This is a genomic window from Nocardia aurantiaca, assembly GCF_009708175.1.
Taxonomy (GTDB): domain Bacteria; phylum Actinomycetota; class Actinomycetes; order Mycobacteriales; family Mycobacteriaceae; genus Nocardia; species Nocardia aurantiaca.
Genome location: NZ_WMBB01000023.1, coordinates 1 through 18,189, shown reverse-complemented (window position 1 = coordinate 18,189; position 18,189 = coordinate 1). Strand labels below are relative to the sequence as shown.

The following is an 18,189-nucleotide window of genomic DNA, read 5'->3' as shown; positions in this document are numbered from 1 at the left end:
CAGTCCTTCCTACTCTGCGTTGCGTTCGTAAGAGGAGGAGTCATGCAGACCCGTTCCGCTCGACCAGGCGACATCCATGCCTGAGATCGAGTTCGCACCCCGTCCGACGGCCGCCCGCCGGACCGCCCGCCGCCGATCACGCGTGCGCCCGCGGACGCTACTGCCGTGGATCGTGCCGGTACTGGTGGTCGCCGGCTGGCAATGGGCGTCGTCGAACGGCGTGATCGCACCGTCGATCCTGCCGCCGCCGACGAAGGTGCTCGATACGGCGCGTCAGCTGTGGGCGACCGGTGAGTTGCAGCATCACCTGGTGGTGAGCCTGCGGCGGATCATCATCGGGTTCACCATCGGCGCGGCGATCGGGCTCGTACTGGGCTTCGCGGTCGGGCTGTCCGAACTCGCCGAGGGCCTGGTGGACCGCAGCCTGCAGATGATGCGCGTGCTCCCGCACCTGGCGTTGGTTCCGCTGCTGATCGCATTCTTCGGAATCGGAGAGTTGCCGAAGATCATGCTCGTCACCCTCGGCGTGATCTTCCCGGTCTACCTCAACACTGTCGCGGGAATTCGCACGGTGGATCCCAAACTCGTGCAACTCGGCGAGTCGTACGGTCTGGGCCGGGGCGCGCGGATACGGGACATCATTGTTCCCGGGGCGATGCCGCTGATTCTCACCGGCATCCGTTACTCCCTCGGCGTCGCATGGCTGACCCTCGTGGTCGCCGAGACCATCGCCACCAGTGAGGGCATCGGTTTTCTGGCGCAGAACGGCCGCGAGATGCTGCGCAACGATCGGATCGTGCTGGCCATCGCGCTCTACGCCATCGCGGGGCTGCTCGCCGACCAGATCACTCGGCTCATCGAAGCCCGCGTCCTGCGCTGGAACCCGCACTTCCGGATCGGAGATCACTGATGCCCGCACTAGTCGGCCTCGACCTGGTCGGTTTGGGCCACCGATACGGTGACACCACCGTTCTGCACGATATCGATGTGCACATCGCCCCGGGCGAATTCGTATCGGTCCTCGGGCCCAGCGGCGTCGGTAAGTCCACGTTGCTGCGCATTCTCGCGGGCTTGGAGATGCCCTCGGCCGGCTCGGTCGAACCGGTCGGCACGGCTCCCGGCTCCCTGGTCTGCCGGATGATGTTTCAGGAAGACAGACTGCTGCCATGGCGGTCGGTGCTGGACAACGTCCAGATCGGTACCCGCCGACAAGCGGACCGAGCAGCAAGCCTGCTGCGGGCAGTCGGGTTGGCGGGCCGTGAAAAGGACTGGCCCGCAGAGCTTTCCGGCGGTCAACGGCAGCGTGTCGCATTGGTGCGCGCCTTGCTCCACCGGCCACATGTGCTGTTGCTCGACGAACCGTTCGGCGCACTGGATGCGATCACCCGCGTAGCGATGCAGCGCCTGCTCGAACAGATGCTCGCCGAACAGCCACGAACCGTCCTGCTGGTCACCCACGACGTGGAAGAGTCGCTGACCCTGTCCGACCGCGTGCTGGTCCTGTCCTCCCACGGCATCACCCGAGACCTGCACATTCCACAGCCGCGCCCCAGACATCGCAGCGATCCGCAACTGGCCCTCTGGAAAGAGGAACTGCTCGAGGGACTACTGCGGTCCGAAACCACAACACGCTTTCGCTGATACAGAAAGGCCTTGTCCTTCATGCCCTCCCACCCCGCAACGCCCGCTCGGGCACTCGATCGCCGCAGTCTGTTCAAATCGGCCGGTGCCGGTGCGCTCGCCTTGGCCGGTCTGTCGCTGGCAGCCGCGTGCGCACCGGGCACCGCATCACGAAGCGCCGCGGGCCCGCTCACCCGCGTGCGCTACGCCCTGGTCGGAGACGGCAAAGCCGAACCCGGCGCCATTCTGCGCAACAACCTCGGCGGTTTCGACCTGGCCAAAGATCTCGGTGTGCCCGTCGAATGGCCGACCGGATTCCCCGCGTCGCTGCCGGTCATGGAGGCGATCAAATCCGGCAGTGTCGACTTCTCCTTCGCCACGGCGACCGCCCTCATCTACGCGATCGGCGGCCATGTTCCGGTCGTCCCGCTCGCGTCCTATCCCCTGCCGTCCAATGAGGTCGACATCCTGGTCCCACGCGGTTCGAGCATCAAGACCGCGGCAGATCTCAAAGGCCGCAAGGTAGCCGACCAGCGTGGCACCACGGGCACCTACAGTCTCGTCAAATACCTGCAGTCGGCCGGGCTGACGCTACGCGACATCGACTACGCCAATCTCACCGCCGCCGACGCCGAGGCAGCTTTCGCGCAAGGGAAGGTCGACGCGTGGATCAGCTGGCAGCCCACCGTCGAACTCGCCAAACGCAAGCACGACGCCATCGCCCTGCCGTCTGTCAAGACCTATGACTACGCCTTCTTCGTGGCCAGCGAAGACTTCGCGTTCAACCACCCGCAGGCGGCCGCGACACTCGTGCGCGAGGTGCGCGACGCCCAGCGCTGGATCGACGCCAACCCCGACAACGCCGTCGCCGCGTTCGCCGGCCTCGGCGGCTTCGGCCACAGCGAACTCGAACAGCAGGTATACCTCGACTTGCTGAAAGCGCGGCGACTGTCGTATTCCGGAGCAGGCGAATTGGGTGCCGTCGATACAGCCGCAATCCGCGGAACTCAGGACCTTGCCGACAACTTCCACAATCTCGGCGTCTATCCCGACCGAGTCGACGTCACCGCCTGGCTGCAGGACTCGCGCTTCGACTCCATCAAATCCACCGTCGCACAAGCACTCGCGAACTAGGACCAGCCACCCCATGTCACCGTCCCGTATGCACCTCGCAGCATTCGTCACCGCCGGCCCGGGCCGGCCCGGCGGATGGCGATACCCCGCCTCCGTTCCCGGCTGGCTCTCGGCGCGCTACTACCAGAACATCGCACGCACTCTCGAAGAAGCGCGCTTCGATCTCGCGTTCTTCGCCGACATCCTCTCCGTCCCCGACCGATTCGGCGCCAGCACCGACACCCAGCTGCGCAACGGCGCACTCGGCGCGATGCGGCTGGACCCGCTGCACATCGTGTCCTCGATGGGCGCGGTGACCTCACACCTCGGTCTGGCGGCGACCGTGTCCACCACCTACTCGCAACCGTTCACTCTCGCCCGATCCTTCGCCACCCTCGACCATCTCACCGACGGCCGCGCGGCATGGAATGTCGTCACCTCGTTTCAGGAATCCGAAGCCCGCAACTTCGACCGCGACGAGCAATCCTCGCGAGACCGACGCTACGAACGCGCCGAGGAATTCCTCGAAGTCACCGGCAAACTCTGGGACAGCTGGGACGACGACGCACTGGTCCTGGACACGGGCACACCACTTTTCGCCGATCCCGAACGAGTGCACCGCATCGACCACAAAGGCCAGTGGTTCACCGTTCAGGGCCCGCTCAATGTCCCACGACCGCCACAGGGCTATCCGGTCATCATCCAGGCCGGAGCATCCTCGAAGGGCAAAGACTTCGCGGCCCGCTGGTCGGACGTGATCTTCTGCAGCCACGCCTCACTGGACTCGGCCAAAGACTTCTACCGCGAGATCAAAGAACGCGCCGCTACACACGGCCGCGACCCTCACGCGGTGAAGATCCTGCCCTCCATCGCCCCGGTCGTGGGAACGACATCGGCATCCGCACAGCACAAATACGACCAACTCTTCGACCTCGTACCACCTTTGGGCGGACTGTCGACGCTGGCCTATCACCTCGACGTCGACCTCTCCACATTCCCCCTCGATGAGCGCCTCCCCGAGGTCGAGGTCCCCGGAGTGGAAGGACATTACCGCGAAGTCCGGGAAATGACCGAGCGTGAAGGCCTCACCCTGCGAGAACTCGGCAAGCGTTACGGCGGGCGCGTCGAGGGCGGATTCATCGGCACCGCAACCGAAGTCGCCGACGGACTCGAGCAGTGGTTCACCGAACAAGCCTGCGACGGGTTCATGGTGCAAGCGCCCTACCAACCCGGCGGATTCGAGGACTTCACCCGCCTGGTCGTACCCGAGTTACAGAAGCGGGGCCTGTTCGGACCGAATACGAGGGCAGCACCCTCCGCGAAAACCTCGGGCTGCAGCGGATCGCACCAGGCGAATGGCGCAACCGCGTTCGCCACGCCAGTGAGGCCGAGGCGTGAGCAACGACGTCGTCGAAGTTCACGGCCACACCATCGCCGACGTACCCGGGCGATATCTCCTCGACGCACGCCACAATCACTTCGTCAGCGACTCCCGCTTCGGCCCGGCCGAATCTGTACAAGCGGGCGAACTGCTCCTGTCCGCGCTCGCCTCGTGCGCCATGGCCAACATTCAGACCAACGCCGACAACGACAACATCGCCATCGGCGCCATCCGCATCACGGTCACCCACCGCCGCGGCGCCCACGACCCCACCCGCTACGACTTCACCCACCTCCGAATCGACATCCACGACACCGACCAGGCACGTGCGGACGCCTTGGCGGCACGATTCACCGCAACCTGCCCCATCTACAACACCATTCGCCGCGGCAGCGGCATCGACCTCACCGTCCACGCACACCCATGACGAGTGTCGGGAGTCGGGCTGCTCGAGCAGCTCACCGAGACCGTGCTCGAAACCGCGCTCGAGGCGGACATGACTCGGCTACGAGAAACACGACCGTGCCGGCCGCGAAGCGGCAACTCTCGCAACGGGACTCGGTCGAAGACGGTGCTCACCGAGATCGGGCCGGTCGACACTCACGGCGGAGCCACGTCCCCGTCAGGGTGCGACAGGAGAATGCGGGTAACGGACGGTGAGCCCCTCTGGGTTCGTGATCCGATGTCTCTCGGGCGCCCGCATGCGGTGATCCGCCGGTTGGCGTCTATTGCTGCAGGGCCGCAGTCAGATCCGCGTTCAGGGCCAAGGCCGGGAGGGAGGCGACGAGCATGTCGACCAGGGCCTCGCGGGTGATCGGTTCCTCGCGCAGCCAGGTCAGGGTGGTCTCCTCCACGAAGGCGATCCAGCCGCGCACGGCCAGGGCCAGGCGGGGGCGGTCGGGGTCCTCGGTGGGGACGGGGGCCTCGGTGAGGATGCGGTCCACCAGGGCCATTCGCGTGGCGTTGACCAGGGCGACCAGTTCGGGGCTGGCGCTCGCGGGGCCACGCAGCAGGGCCAGGTAGGACGTGCGGTTCTCGGTGACGTAGTCGATGTAGCGCTCGACGGCGTCGCGGAGCATGTCGAACAGGCCCAGGGACGGGTCCGGCGTGGTCCGTTCCAGCAGTTCGGCATTGGCGTGTCGGACGATCGCCAGGTGGAAATCCTGCTTGGTCGGGAAGTAGTGGAACAACAGCCCGCGTGAGATGCCGGCCTGCTCGGCGATCTCACCGATGGAGACATCCTCCAGGGCGCGTTCACGCAGCATGCGGGCGCCGAGCGTGATCAACTGCTCACGGCGTTCGGCGGGGCTCAGGCGCACGCGCTTGACCCGGCTGTCCGGACTGCTGCGCGCGGCGCGCTTCTTGGTCATTAGTCCAACCTTAGGCCATTTCGCCAACGTTACTGAACGTGAGTCAATACTGTTGACTCCTGCTCAATAGGACCCTACTCTCGCATATATGAGTCGCAAGGTTACAGACAAAGCTGTCGGCAACCGGTCCGCCCGGCACTCCCACGTGATCATCGTCGGCAGCGGATTCTCGGGCCTGGGCCTGGCCATCCGGCTGAGCCAGCAGGGACGCACCGATTTCCTCGTGCTGGAGCGCGGCAGTGATGTCGGCGGCACCTGGCGCGACAACACCTACCCGGGCGCGGCCTGTGACGTGCCCTCGCAGCTCTACTCCTACTCCTTCGCGCTCAACCCGGAGTGGTCGCGCTCGTTCTCCAAGCAGCCGGAGATCCAGCGCTACATCCAGGGCGTCGCCGACAAGTACGGCGTGCGCGACAAGCACATCTTCGACTGCGAGATGACCGCCGCCCGGTGGAACGTCGAGGACGCCCGCTGGGAGATCCAGACCGGTCAGGGTTCCTTCACCGCCGACATCCTGGTCTCCGCGGTCGGCGCGCTGTGCGAGCCCAACCTGCCGGATATCAAGGGCATCAACGACTTCCAGGGCGAGATCTTCCACTCCGCCCGCTGGAACCACGACTCCGATCTGACCGGCAAGCGCGTCGCCGTCATCGGCACCGGCGCCTCCGCCATCCAGATCGTCCCCAGCATCGCCGGCAAGGTCGCGCACCTGGACGTCTACCAGCGCACCGCGCCCTGGCTGCTGCCCCGCGTGGACCGCGAATACCTGGCCCCGGAGAAGTTCGCGCTCGAGCACATTCCGGCGCTGCGCAGGCTCTACCGGGCGGGCATCTACGCCGCCCGCGAGACCCAGGTGGTCGGGCTGGCCAAGTTCCCGCCCGCGATGCTGCTGCTCGAGACCATCGCCCGCGCCAAGCTCTTCGCCGAGGTGCGTGATCCGGAACTGCGCCGCAAGGTCACCCCGAACTTCCGCATCGGCTGCAAGCGCATGCTGATCTCCAACGATTACTACCCGGCCCTGAGCCGCGACAATGTCGATGTCGTGACCGACGGCATCACGGAGATCCGCTCGGGCTCCATCGTCACCAAGGACGGCACCGAGCGCGAGGTCGACGCCATCATCGTGGCCACCGGCTTCCACGTCACCGACTCGCCGGTCTACGACACCGTCTCCGGCCGCGACGGCCGCACGCTCTCCGAGGTCTTCGACGCCATCGGCCAGCAGGGCTACAAGGGCTCGGCCATCAACAACTTCCCCAATATGTTCTTCATGCTGGGCCCGAACGTGGGCCTCGGGCACACCTCGATGGTGTACATGCTGGAATCGCAGATCAACTACATCTCCGACGCCATCGAACAGTTCGACAAACTGGGCCTGCGCACTGTCGAGGTCCGCAAGGATGTGCAGGACGAGTTCAACGCCGAACTGCAGCGCAAGCTGCAGCGCGCGGTGTGGAGCACCGGCGGCTGCGCCTCCTGGTACCTCGACAAGCACGGCAACAACACCACACTGTGGCCGGACTTCACCTTCCGGTTCCGTAGTCTGCTCGAGCACTTCGATGTCTCGGCCTACGACACGACCACCGAGGGTGTTGTCGCACAGGCCATCTGATCGATCCCACCAAGACAACCGAAAGCGGTAGCCGTGAGCAATGATGCTTACTTCAAGGACAAGGTCTGCGTGATCACCGGTGCGGGTTCCGGCATCGGCCGCGCGTTGGCGGAGAACCTGGCGAGGCGCGGCGCGCGCCTGGCGCTGTCCGACATCGACGTCGAGGGCCTCGCCGAAACCGTGCGACGCTGTGAGCGGTACGGCGTCCAGGTCAAATCCGATCGGCTCAATGTGGCCGAGCGCGAGGCCGTGCTGCACTACGCCGACGAGGTGAAGAAGCACTTCGGCAAGGTCAACCAGATCTACAACAACGCCGGCATCGCCCACCACGGTGATGTGCTCGACACCCAGTTCAAGGACATCGAGCGCATCATGGACGTCGACTTCTGGGGCGTCGTCAACGGCACCAAGGCGTTCCTGCCGTTCCTCATCGAATCCGGTGAGGGCCATGTCGTGAACATCTCCAGCCTCTTCGGCCTGATCGCCGTCCCCGGCCAGAGCGCCTACAACGCCGCCAAATTCGCGGTGCGCGGCTTCACCGAGGCGCTGCGCCAAGAGATGCTGATGGCCGGTACGCCGGTCGAGGTCACCTGTGTGCACCCCGGCGGCATCAAGACCGCCGTCGCCCGCAGCGCCACCGTCGCCGAGGGCCTCAACCAGACGAACCTGGCCGCCCTCTTCGACAGCAAGCTCGCCCTGCACACCCCGGAAATGGCCGCGCAGACCATTACCGAGGCCGTCCGCAAGGGCCACGGCCGAGTGCTCATCGGCTGGGAGGCCAAGGTCCTCGACCTGTTCGTGCGCACCACCGCCTCGTACTACCAGCGCATTTCCGCCGCGGTGCAGAAGCGCTTCCTGCCGTGAGGATCTCGGACATGCCCGATGTGACGCTGCCGCTGCCCGTCGTCCGCGCGGCCCTGAATCCCGTCTTCCGGATCATGCTCCACCATCGGCTTCCGTTCAGTGTCCAACGGGCGCTGATGGATTGGGGCTCAGCGGCGCAGCGCGCCCCGCGCGGCACCCGAGTCGAGTACGTGGAACTCGGCGGCCGCCCGGCCGAACGCGTCACGGTCGGGCAGGACTCCGACACCGCCACCGTGCTGTACCTGCACGGCGGCGGCTACACCGTGGGTTCGCCGGTCACGCACCGTGCGCTGGCGGCCTATTTGGCGCGCGAAACCGGTTGCGCGGTGCAGGTTCTGGACTACCGGCTGGCTCCCGAGCACCCGTTCCCCGCGGCGCTCGAGGATGCCGAGGCGGCCTTCCTGGAGCTGGTGGACTTCGGGTACCGCCCGGATCGCATCGCGGTGGCCGGCGACTCGGCCGGCGGCGGACTCTCGCTCGCGCTGGCCGAACGGCTGCGCGACCGCCACGTCGTGACCCCGGCCGCGCTCGGGCTGATCGCGCCGTGGGGCGACCCCAACGAGGTGCCCACCCGCGACCGCGATCTGGTGGTCAGCAAGCCGTGGTCGCGGGCTTGCGCCGCGGCCTATCTCGGCCGCGGCGACGGTTCCGACACCGGGTACGCGCCGCTGCTCGGCGAGCTGCGCGGGCTGCCGCCCACCTATGTCCAGGCCGATGTGGACGAGCTGCTGCACAACCAGTGCGCACGTCTGGTCGCGCAGCTGCGGGCGGCGGGCGTGCCGACCGAGTTCACCGAGACCCGCGGACTGTGGCATGTCGCCCAGTTGCAGGCGGGTCTGGTGGACTCCGCCGCGGCGGTGACCGTCGAGCTCGGGCAGTTCTTGCGGCAGGCCCTGCGACCAGCTCGAAACCGGTCAATAGGATAGGGAGAAGACCGTCCGAGAACTGGTTCGGGCGGTCCGCCCGGAGCCACCTGTGAGCGTGGCGTAAATTACCCGCCAGTAAACCCACTGTGGAAGGGCAGCGATGCGAGAGTTCGAAGTCCCGGCTACCTACACCATTCCGGAGAACGCCAATATGTCGGATGGCGCGTTCCGGCATGCGGAGAAGACCCCCAACCTGGTCGTCTTCAACACCCCGGATGGCAAGGGCGGCTGGAACGACGTCACGGCGGCGGCGTTTGCGAAGACCGTGACCGACGTAGCCAAGGGGCTGATCGCCTCGGGCATCGAACTCGGTGACCGCGTCGCCATCATGGCCCAGACCAGCTACGAGTGGGTCGTGCTCGACTTCGCCATCTGGGCGGCCGGCGGCTGCACCGTCGCCATCTACGACTCCTCCTCGGCCGAGCAGGCCCGCTGGATCCTCGCAGACTCCGCCACCAAGCTCACCGTCGTCCAGAACGATAAGCACCGCGCCACCATCGCGGAAGTCGAAGGCGGACTGGACAGCCTGAAGGAAGTCCTGCAGATCGACAAGGGCGCCATCGCCGACCTGGTCGCCCGCGGCACCGACCTCGACGACGCCGAGGTGCACGAGCGCCGCGCCCTGGTGAAGGCGGCCTCCCCGGCCACCCTCATCTACACCTCCGGCACGACCGGCCGACCCAAGGGCGTCATGCTCTCGCATGCCAACCTGTACGCCGAGTCGGCCGCCGACCGCTCCGCCATGAGCGAGTTCCTGCGGCCCGGCCGCAAGTCGCTGCTGTTCTTGCCGCTGGCCCACGTCTTCGCCCGCGCGGTCGCGCTGGCCGCCTTCGACGCCGGCGTCACCGTGGCCCACACCGCCGACTGGTCCACCCTGGTGGAGCAGTTCGGGCAGTACCAGCCCAACTTCATCCTCTCGGTGCCGCGCGTGTTCGAGAAGGTGTTCAACGGCGCCAAGCAGAAGGCGCACGACGGCGGCAAGGGCAAGATCTTCGACTACGCCACCGAGATCGCCGTCCAGTACAGCCAGTCGCTGCAGAACGGCGGCCCGAACATCGTGCTCAAGCTGCAGCACATGCTTTTCGACAAGCTGGTCTACTCGAAGCTGCGCGAGGCCATGGGCGGTCAGTGCGAGTCCGCCGTCTCCGGTGGCGGCCCGCTGGGCGCGCGCCTGGGCCACTACTTCCGCGGCGCGGGCGTCACCATCTACGAGGGCTACGGCCTCACCGAGTCCACCGCCGCCGTCAGCGTGAACACACCCAAGCACATCAGGGTCGGCACGGTCGGCCGCCCGCTGCCGGGCCACGGCGCCAAGGTCGCCGACGACGGCGAGCTGCTCATCCGCGGCCCGGTGGTCTTCAGCGGGTACTGGAACAACCCCGAGGCCACCGCCGACTGCTTCGACACGGACGGCTGGTTCAAGACCGGCGATCTCGGCGCCATCGACGAACAGGGCTTCGTCTCGATCACCGGCCGCAAGAAGGAGATCCTCGTCACCGCCGGCGGCAAGAACGTCTCCCCGGCCATGCTCGAGGACTCGCTGCGCCAGAACGCACTGATCAGCCAGGTCATGGTGGTCGGTGACGGCCAGCCCTTCATCGGCGCGCTCGTCACCCTCGATCCCGAGGCCCTTCCCGCCTGGAAGGAGCGCAACGGCATCCCCGCCGAAACCCCGATCGAGCACCTCATCGAGAACCCGGCCCTGGTCGGCGAGATCAACGACGCGGTCGCGGCCACCAACAAGCTGGTCTCGCACGCCGAGGCGATCAAGAAGGTCCGCATCCTCCCGGTCGACTGGACCCAGGAGGGCGGCGAGCTCACCCCCAAGCTCTCCCTCAAGCGCGCCGTCGTCATGAAGCAGTACGCGGCCGACGTGGACGCGATCTACAACTCCTAGTCGGAGCCGACAAGGGTGCTGCCGGTGGAACTTCCGCCGACAGCGCCTTTTTCGTTCCCGAAGCCGGAGGCGCCGCCCGCTCGGAACACCTCCGCGCTCGTAACCGAGATATCGCGCTCGTAACCGAGATATCTGAGGCGTCGCCGTCGGCCCCTCGGCCCGGGCGCCCAGCACCTTCACCGTGATCTCGCGGCCATCGGCGATGCGGGCGCCCGGGTGTGCGCCGCGCGAACGGCCTGGGGGTAGTTGTGCATCTGCCCGAGATCCGGCGCTAGCATCTAAATATGCTGCGGCACAGCATGATTCGATACCAGCCGCGCGATGGAGCGAAATCCGGCGCCAAGGCGGTTGCCGCAGATAATTCCGGCATTATCTGCGGCAATGCGGGGCGCGACCTGCGGATACGTGATCCGCCTGGAACACTGGTCGGCCTGGGCTGGCAGCCTAGGCCGACCATGTAGGCCGGGAGCGTTTAGAACCAGTCGTCGAACTTCGGCAACATCGCCTTGCAGGCGTCGGAGGCGATGTCGCCGAGAAACCGGCCGATGAATGCGCCGGTGGCCGCGGTAAAGAAGGTCCTGCGGGAGCCTCCCGTCACGGCGTCGGCCGGCGGTTGAGGAACGGGGACGTTCTCGCGGGGGTTATGTGGCTGGTCGGACGGGGTGGTTACAGTCATTTCCTGCCTCGATGATCTGTCATGGGAATGCGGGTATTGAGGTGGGTCTGCTGTCCCTGCCTGGTGGCGCAGGCGGGGACAGCGCACGTATGCGGCGGGCCTCGCCGATCGACGCCTCGGTCCCGCAGGGCGGGTTCGTCTCCTCGCCGGGCAGTGAGCGGTGTGCTCATGCGTATCTCCTTGTGTCCGTGGAGGTTCGGTGGTGAACCATCCGGCGGAACCAAGGTTGGCAAGAGAGTTTGAGAATGTTGCACAATCTATCTCTCACGACCGTAGTATTCGCGAGAGATGTTGGCGCACAGCAGTTTTCATGCGGCGGACTGCTTTGTGCGGCGTGCTTCGGCGACGATCTTGCGCTCTTCGACGGTGTTCCTGGCCCACTGGCCGAGGCCGGTGGCTTCGGGGATTTCGAGCACGCGGCGGAAGTGCAGCCAGGCGATGCGGTTCTTGTAGCGCATGAGCTGCGAGCGGATCGTGGTGGGCTTGACGCCCACCCGCTTGGCGGCCTCGGCGAGGGTGGTGCCCTCGTAGATCACCAGCAGCAGCACCGAGCGCAGGTTACGGGGAGCTTCGAGCAGCAGGTCGCGGGCGAGTTCGAACCCGTCGACGGTATCGGGGCCGATGGCGGTGTTGCGGGCGCGGTCGAGCAGTTCCTCGGTGTCGGCGCGCAGCTCCATGATGCGGGTGTGGTGGGACCAGACCACCTCGCCGATGCGGTTGCGGCAGGCGCCGATGAAGAAGGTAGTGACCGATGCGGCCCCGTTCGCGTCGAAGTCGCCGCGGTCGAGGCGGCGCAGGAAGGGCACCAGGGCGCGCACGAAGGTCTCGATGGCGATGTCCTCGCGCAGGAAGCGGTCGCCCTGGGCGGTGTTGAGGACGACCTGCGACAGTTCCCCGTAGCGCGAGTGGCGGGCGACGTCGCCGGCGGCGAGCCAGCCGAGCATCGCACCGACCGCCGGATCGTAGAGCTCCGCGGAGAGCTTCTGCCCGGCGAGGGTCAGCGTCTTCTCGTTGGGCTCCAGATATTTCGGCATCAACAACCTCCGTATAAGGGGGCAACCCGAAGTGGATCGCCCAATACCGGTTACACGGGAGCCGAGCCGTCGAGCGTTGCAAGCAGTTTCGGTTGGCTTCTACCGGATTGCCCTGGCCGTGTCGCAGTACCGCGCGGACAGCGCCGTCAGCGTGGTGGCGGCGTTCGGAAAACGATCGCCCACTTCAACAAACGCACGCCAGAACCCGCTCTCACGATCTTGCCCAGACCGCGAACCGCTGCGAATAGATAAGTCGACAGTTGAATACGCGAGCGCGCCAGCTCACCAGTCGGTGATGCCGCGTCAATACTGGTATTCAAAGCAGCGACGCGCCTGGATCGCAGTGTCCAGGCAGGATTCAAAGAGTCAAGGGAAAGCCCGACGGCTCAAGCTCACCAACGGTCGGTTATCCACGGCCACTACGCGCGGATGTTGCCCTCGAGAGCTTCGACTTGGATCAATCACAAACCGTCCCCGGTTGTGAGTCGTCGATGTCCGGGGATGGCGTAAAACTGGCCGGCCACTGGGTACCTTGATGTCTGTCGTCGTAAAATTTCGCCGTGTCGATTTGCGGTTCGACCCGCATTATCCCAGCGACCCCCATGTTTAAGAATTCTCCGAAATCGGCCTCATCGAGGTTGCTCTGCGAAAAGCAGGCGTCGGTAAAGTTGACACCAACCAGTTCGGCGCCTGTAAGGTCGGAGCCGGTGACTCTCGCGCTTGTCATGTCACTGCGATCGAAGCGTGCTCCGCGAGCGTCCGCGGTGTCGAACCATATTCCGTAAAGGTCAGAGTACGAGAATATCGAGTTTGCGAGTACAGTGTTACGGAATGGCATGTTGATTATAGTATGCGCGTCATCCCGCGGCGCGTCGGGTAGGGAAAACTTCGCATTGGAAAAGTTTGCATTTGCTAGATTCGATTCCTGGAAGTTCACATCGTACCAATTTCCTTCACTAAAATTCGCATTGGGCAGGCAGGTACCCGTCAATGATATCTCTATTCTGCTTTGCGGTTTGCGTCTGCCTATGACGGTCAGAGCCGTCCTGATATCTTCACCCAACTCCTGATTGGTGTCACATTCGCCGGGAGATTTTATGTGCGCTTTATCTCGTATGTAAGCCGACAACACCTCGAAAACTGTGGTGCGCACTTCGGCAGAGTCGACCGCAAGCTGTTCCAATGAATAGATGCCTCCTAGTCTTGAATTTATTGTTGGACTGTCCAGGGCTGCCACTGCTTTCGTGAATCTGTCTGTTATTTCGGTTTGGCGAGAAATCTCGTATTGCTTGCCCGTTGCTTGGAGTGAATGGTTTGTGAACCAGAAACCGACCAGCACACCGACAGCGGTGACGACCGCGCCGAGCTTCAGCCAGCCATCCCACGTCGCCGCCCTGCCGATCCCCCTGCCGAGGCGGTCGAGGCGGCTCGGCGAAGATTCGGGTTCCGGCCCTGGTGTGTCCGGTTCCGGGACGGGCGGAGTCGAGGGAGGCTGCTCTGGTCGTCTCAATCCCCCAGTGACGCGGCTAAGCCGTCGACGCGGTACAGGCGTGCTCACGGCTCTCATCGTCGCAGGAAAACCTCCCGTCACTCAGTGGATTAGACCCGTGCCGAGCGGGCGACATCAGGGTTCCTGCGGCAGGGACGCCGTGGCGCCAACGACAAGTGATTTCGCGATCTCACCAGTCCAGGACCGACACGCTCGGAAACATCCACATCGATGACGCTGTCCACCACGCAAACATGCAGGTGGACACGGCGATTCTTCGCTGAGCAGCAGATAAAGCATTGCGAGATCCGCGCCGGCATGGCCTTCCCCGACGAGTTCAAAGCCTTCGGCGACAAACGAACCCAGGCCCGCGGCTACGGCAACGCCGTCAGCCCACCCGTCGCCGCAGTCCCCGGCTGCGCCCTGGCGGAATCGACCGATTGGCCGCCCACACCAGCAGCCGATCGACGATCGCTGTTCCGAGTCCGAGCCCCTGGTACTCCGGTGCGGCACGGCTGGCGGTGCCCGCGCCGATCGCCCGGGCCTGCCGCATGGCCTCGCGGCGACCGGAGGAGTCAGGAAGTGGGCCGACTCGGACGATCGAGTCTTTCGCCGGCCAGTCCTCTTACCGCTTGAGTGTCGAGAATCGATCGGTTCCCAACACCCCAGCGCCCGAGCATGAATCGGCAGGATTGTGGTTCGGATGCCGTGTCGGAAAGCGTGTTGCGAAGTCGGGGTGCTGGTTATGCGGGGAGCCCGGCGTGCTGCTTGCCGGGCGAGTGGGTGTGATGATGTGCGGGATGTGTTGTGCGGCTTGGCCGGTAAGGCGGGCCGCGGCTGGCGGGGAGGGTAAGGGTGTCGGTAGAGGGGACGCGGTTCGGCCGGTACGTGCTGCAGCAGCTGCTCGGTGAGGGCGGGATGGGGCAGGTGTATCGGGCCTTCGATACCGGGACCGATCGGGTGGTGGCAGTGAAGGTGCTGCACGCGCATATCGCGGCGGATCCGGTGTTCCGGGAACGGTTCCGCCGGGAAGCCAAAACTGCTGCGGCGCTGGGCGACCCGCATGTGGTGCCGATCTTCGACTATGGCCAGATCGAGGGCCACCTGTTCATGTGTATGCAGTTCCTCGACGGTGAGGGGGTCGATGCGCTGCTGGCGCGGTCGGGTCCGATGGCGGTCACGGATGCGGTGTCGGTGCTCACGCAGGCGGCGGCCGCTCTGCAGGCCGCGCATGCGGCAGGTTTGGTGCACCGGGATGTGAAACCGTCGAACCTGTTCATCACCGCGAACGGGTTCGTGTATCTGATCGATTTCGGGATCGCCCGCGCGGCCGGGGAAACCGGTTTGACCAGCATCGGTTCCACGATCGGCACCTTCGCCTACATGGCGCCCGAACGGTTCACCACCGGCATCGCCGATGCACGCGCGGATGTGTACGCCCTGGCGTGTGTGGCGTTCGAACTGCTGACCGGTCGTCCTCCGTTCCCCGCGGCCGGTGTCGAACAGCACATCGCCGCGCATCTGACCCAGCCGCCTCCCCGGCCCAGCCTTCTGCGGCCCGAGGTCGGGACCGGGTTCGACGCGGTGATCGCCCGCGGCTTGGCCAAGGACCCCGACCAGCGGTACCAGACGGCCGGCGAGCTGGCCGCCGCGTGCCTCGCGTCTGCCTCGGCCGCGCCGCGGCTGGTTGCGACCCAGGTCAATCCAGGCCCGAGGCTGGCCGACCCACAGCCGGTACATTCTGTGGAACTTGCGAGGGCCGCGCCGATTCCCGTTCCTCCGAGCCCTTCCTCGAGCTATCGGGTTGTCCTCCCCGCGTTGGGGATTGCGGCTGTGACCGTTTTGGCCATCGGTTACTGGGTGCTGAAGGACACCAGCCCACATAGCCAGCCACTCACCGCCTCCCCGACCCTCATAGCCGTCCCGGCCGGGGGTGTGTTGGGCATCGCGGTCGATCCCGGCACCCACACCGCCTATATCACCAAAGGTGACAACACGGTGTCGGTGATCGACACCACCACCCACGCCGTCACCGCCACCATCCCCGTCGGCAAAAATCCGATGGGTGTGGCGGTGGATCCCGACACCCACACCGCCTACGTCACCAGCTACAGCGACAACACGGTGTCGGTGATCGACACCACCACCCGCGCCGTCACCGCCACCATCCCCGTCGGCAAAAATCCGATGGGTGTGGCGATGGATCCCGGCACCCACAACGCCTACGTCACCAATTACGGCGACGGCGACAACACGGTGTCGGTGATCGACACCACCACCCACGCCGTCACCGCCACCATCCCCGTCGGTAAAGATCCGGAGGGTGTGGCGGTGGATCCCGGCACCCACACCGCCTACACCACCAACAACAGCGACGCGACGGTGTCGGTGATCGACACCGCCACCCGCGCCGTCACCGCCACCATCCCCGTCGGTAAAGATCCGGAGGGTGTGGCGGTGGATCCCGGCACCCACACCGCCTACCTCACCTACCACAACGACGCGACGGTGTCGGTGATCGACACCACGACCCGCGCCGTCACCGCCACCATCCGCGCCGGGGTTTTTCCGATGGGTGTGGCGGTGGACCCCGGCACCCACACTGCCTACGTCACCAACGACGACGACACGGTGTCGGTGATCGACACCGCCACCCGCGCCGTCACCGCCACCATCCCCGTCGGCAAACATCCACATGGTGTGGCGGTGGATCCCGGCACCCACACCGTCTACGTCACGAACACCGACAACACGGTGTCGGTGATCCCGCGGGCGTGACGGTGCGCTACGACGCGGCAGCTCACCTGCGAGTTTCAAGCGCGCTTGCGCGTTCGGAATCGGCCGCGCGGGTCGGCGAGACTAACGAGCCGAGGCTATCTCGGCTCAGCGCAGCACTGGGGCCAAGGCGAGCAGTAGCGAGATAAGAAGCAACGGTGCCGAGAGTCGCTCGACCAGGGCATGAGTCCGGTCGAGATCGGTATGGGGTCCCTGACTGGCAGGGGCCGGTATTCGGGTAGTCGGAATAGCGCCCACGGCGTCGCGGCGCTCGGACGGCACGGACGATGAACGGCGGCCGACGCCGACACCTGATCTACTCCTGCCGGCAGGTACTCACCAGCTGCGCCAGCTGGGTCCTGGTCGTCGATTCCGACCAGCCACTCGCCGATGTTGTCGCCGTTCGGATCGTTGGTGCTGGGGCCGCCTACGACATGGCCGCGTCCACGACTGTGGCGGCCGGGGACGGCTAGGATTGCGTGCAAGATCGTCAAAAGCAGGGGGCGGGAATTGTTCTGGGTTAGGCCGTGGCGAGTGCTCATGTCCGTCGCCGCGCTCGGCGCCGGTGGCGGGATCGGTGCGGTGTCCGGCACTCCCGCGCTGGGTGTCATCGTGTGTGTCGCGGTTGTGGTGGCCGGAGTCACGGTCGAGAACCGTGTTCTCCGCCGACCGCACCCACGCCCGCACCAGACCGATCCTGGTGCCGCCCCGCGTTTTACGCCGACCCCGGTCGAGCAGCGGCCATGGTATTGGGTCGAGGTCCGGACCTTTGATCCACGGAACTCGATGATGCGCGACGACATCGATGGCATCAGCGTGACAGCCTCGGCGTCGATGTCCTTCGCCACCCCAGCAGAAGCGCGCGCAGATCTGCTGGAGTGGCTCGATCTCATGGCGGACGTCTTCGGCGACGTCGGCGACCATGTTCGCCGAGCAGTGCCGGACCCCGATGGTCAGATCCTGCTGGTGGTTCCGCCGCGAGGATGGTGGCTATACCGCGTCCCGCCTCAGCGGGCCGGGGAATACGACAGCGTGGCAAGGGACTTCATCCGCGCCGAACACGGTCGGCGACTGCGCAGTCTCGTGCCGTGATCGCCCGCAGCGCTGGCGAACATCGGGCTTCCACACCGGCAACGGTCGCCAGCGCGCGATGATCGGCAGCATGAACGAACCTCCGCGGGACCCGATGGGAGGCAAGCCAGTAGAGAGCCACGCCAAATCAGATGGCGGGCAGCCGAATATTGGGAGCATCCCACCGGGCACCTGGATCAAACCCTGGCCGGGATCCGATCCTGACACCAGTCTCTAACCTCGGCCAATCATGGCGGTTGAGCTGGTCGTCGCGTAGAAATGGCGAAAGGTGCTCTGAACTGCGATAATTCGATTTGCTGAAGATCGAAGTACGCAGTGTGAGGAGCACCTTTCTGGTGCG

Annotated in this window: 17 protein-coding genes and 2 pseudogenes; 13 read left to right on the top strand and 6 right to left on the bottom strand. The window is 65.6% G+C overall.

Annotated features, from left to right (window positions below; all coding sequences use genetic code 11):
- Positions 1–76 precede the first annotated feature (76 nt).
- The 6 genes and pseudogenes from GLP40_RS32120 to GLP40_RS32095 all read left to right on the top strand — a co-directional run.
- Positions 77–910: an ABC transporter permease subunit gene (locus GLP40_RS32120; protein ID WP_154791782.1), complete on the top strand. Its 834-nt coding sequence runs from the start codon at positions 77–79 to the stop codon at positions 908–910.
- Positions 910–1,641, top strand: a complete 732-nt coding sequence (locus tag GLP40_RS32115) for an ABC transporter ATP-binding protein (protein WP_154791781.1) — start codon at positions 910–912, stop codon at positions 1,639–1,641. Before GLP40_RS32120 ends, GLP40_RS32115 begins: the two co-directional genes overlap by 1 nt.
- Before the next feature lie 21 nt (positions 1,642–1,662).
- Entirely contained in the window at positions 1,663–2,754 is a 1,092-nt protein-coding gene (locus tag GLP40_RS32110; protein WP_154791811.1) for an NrtA/SsuA/CpmA family ABC transporter substrate-binding protein, read from the top strand.
- Between the two features lie 13 nt (positions 2,755–2,767).
- A pseudogene (locus GLP40_RS32105) lies at positions 2,768–4,131 on the top strand (LLM class flavin-dependent oxidoreductase).
- A complete protein-coding gene (locus GLP40_RS32100) occupies positions 4,128–4,541 on the top strand; it encodes an OsmC family protein (protein WP_328290910.1) in 414 nt (137 codons plus the stop codon). The pseudogene GLP40_RS32105 and the gene GLP40_RS32100 overlap by 4 nt, the downstream one beginning before the upstream one ends.
- A 15-nt stretch (positions 4,542–4,556) precedes the next feature.
- Positions 4,557–4,712, top strand: a pseudogene (locus GLP40_RS32095) (transposase); the annotation flags it as partial.
- Between the two features lie 127 nt (positions 4,713–4,839).
- Here GLP40_RS32095 and GLP40_RS32090 read toward each other — a convergent pair.
- Positions 4,840–5,484: a TetR/AcrR family transcriptional regulator gene (locus tag GLP40_RS32090; RefSeq protein WP_154791780.1), complete on the bottom strand. Its 645-nt coding sequence runs from the start codon at positions 5,482–5,484 to the stop codon at positions 4,840–4,842.
- 88 nt (positions 5,485–5,572) lie between these two features.
- Here GLP40_RS32090 and GLP40_RS32085 point away from each other — a divergent pair, with 88 nt between their 5' ends.
- From GLP40_RS32085 to GLP40_RS32065, 5 genes are all read left to right on the top strand, one after another.
- Positions 5,573–7,096 carry a flavin-containing monooxygenase gene (locus tag GLP40_RS32085; protein ID WP_154791779.1) on the top strand — a complete coding sequence of 508 codons (1,524 nt, stop codon included), beginning with the start codon at positions 5,573–5,575 and terminating at the stop codon, positions 7,094–7,096.
- A 33-nt stretch (positions 7,097–7,129) separates the two neighbouring features.
- On the top strand, positions 7,130–7,960 hold the full coding sequence (locus GLP40_RS32080; RefSeq protein WP_328290909.1) for an SDR family NAD(P)-dependent oxidoreductase: 831 nt from the start codon (positions 7,130–7,132) through the stop codon (positions 7,958–7,960).
- 11 nt (positions 7,961–7,971) lie between these two features.
- A complete protein-coding gene (locus GLP40_RS32075; RefSeq protein WP_154791778.1) occupies positions 7,972–8,886 on the top strand; it encodes an alpha/beta hydrolase in 915 nt (304 codons plus the stop codon).
- Positions 8,887–8,986: 100 nt separating this feature from the next.
- A complete protein-coding gene (locus tag GLP40_RS32070) occupies positions 8,987–10,783 on the top strand; it encodes an AMP-dependent synthetase/ligase (RefSeq protein ID WP_154791777.1) in 1,797 nt (598 codons plus the stop codon).
- A gap of 284 nt (positions 10,784–11,067) precedes the next feature.
- A complete protein-coding gene (locus GLP40_RS32065) occupies positions 11,068–11,244 on the top strand; it encodes a hypothetical protein (protein ID WP_154791776.1) in 177 nt (58 codons plus the stop codon).
- Positions 11,245–11,255: 11 nt separating this feature from the next.
- On the opposite strand, the gene GLP40_RS32060 is transcribed toward GLP40_RS32065, so the two are convergent.
- From GLP40_RS32060 to GLP40_RS32045, 4 genes are all read right to left on the bottom strand, one after another.
- Complete coding sequence (locus tag GLP40_RS32060; protein WP_154791775.1) at positions 11,256–11,459, bottom strand: hypothetical protein; 204 nt, start codon at positions 11,457–11,459, stop codon at positions 11,256–11,258.
- 308 nt (positions 11,460–11,767) lie between these two features.
- Positions 11,768–12,493, bottom strand: a complete 726-nt coding sequence (locus tag GLP40_RS32055; RefSeq protein WP_154791774.1) for an RNA polymerase sigma factor — start codon at positions 12,491–12,493, stop codon at positions 11,768–11,770.
- 457 nt (positions 12,494–12,950) lie between these two features.
- Complete coding sequence (locus GLP40_RS32050; protein ID WP_196054877.1) at positions 12,951–14,051, bottom strand: pentapeptide repeat-containing protein; 1,101 nt, start codon at positions 14,049–14,051, stop codon at positions 12,951–12,953.
- Between the two features lie 319 nt (positions 14,052–14,370).
- Positions 14,371–14,535, bottom strand: a complete 165-nt coding sequence (locus GLP40_RS32045) for a hypothetical protein (RefSeq protein WP_154791772.1) — start codon at positions 14,533–14,535, stop codon at positions 14,371–14,373.
- A gap of 302 nt (positions 14,536–14,837) precedes the next feature.
- On the opposite strand from GLP40_RS32045, the gene GLP40_RS32040 reads away from it, so the two are divergent.
- Positions 14,838–16,760, top strand: a complete 1,923-nt coding sequence (locus tag GLP40_RS32040; protein ID WP_154791771.1) for a serine/threonine-protein kinase — start codon at positions 14,838–14,840, stop codon at positions 16,758–16,760.
- A gap of 537 nt (positions 16,761–17,297) precedes the next feature.
- The gene (locus GLP40_RS34285; protein WP_230330147.1) at positions 17,298–17,849 is read left to right on the top strand and encodes a hypothetical protein; all 552 of its coding nucleotides are present in this window, start codon (positions 17,298–17,300) and stop codon (positions 17,847–17,849) included.
- 127 nt (positions 17,850–17,976) lie between these two features.
- Here the strand turns inward: GLP40_RS34285 and GLP40_RS34280 are convergent.
- The coding region (locus GLP40_RS34280; protein ID WP_230330146.1) for a hypothetical protein at positions 17,977–18,189 on the bottom strand (213 nt) is incomplete at its 5' end.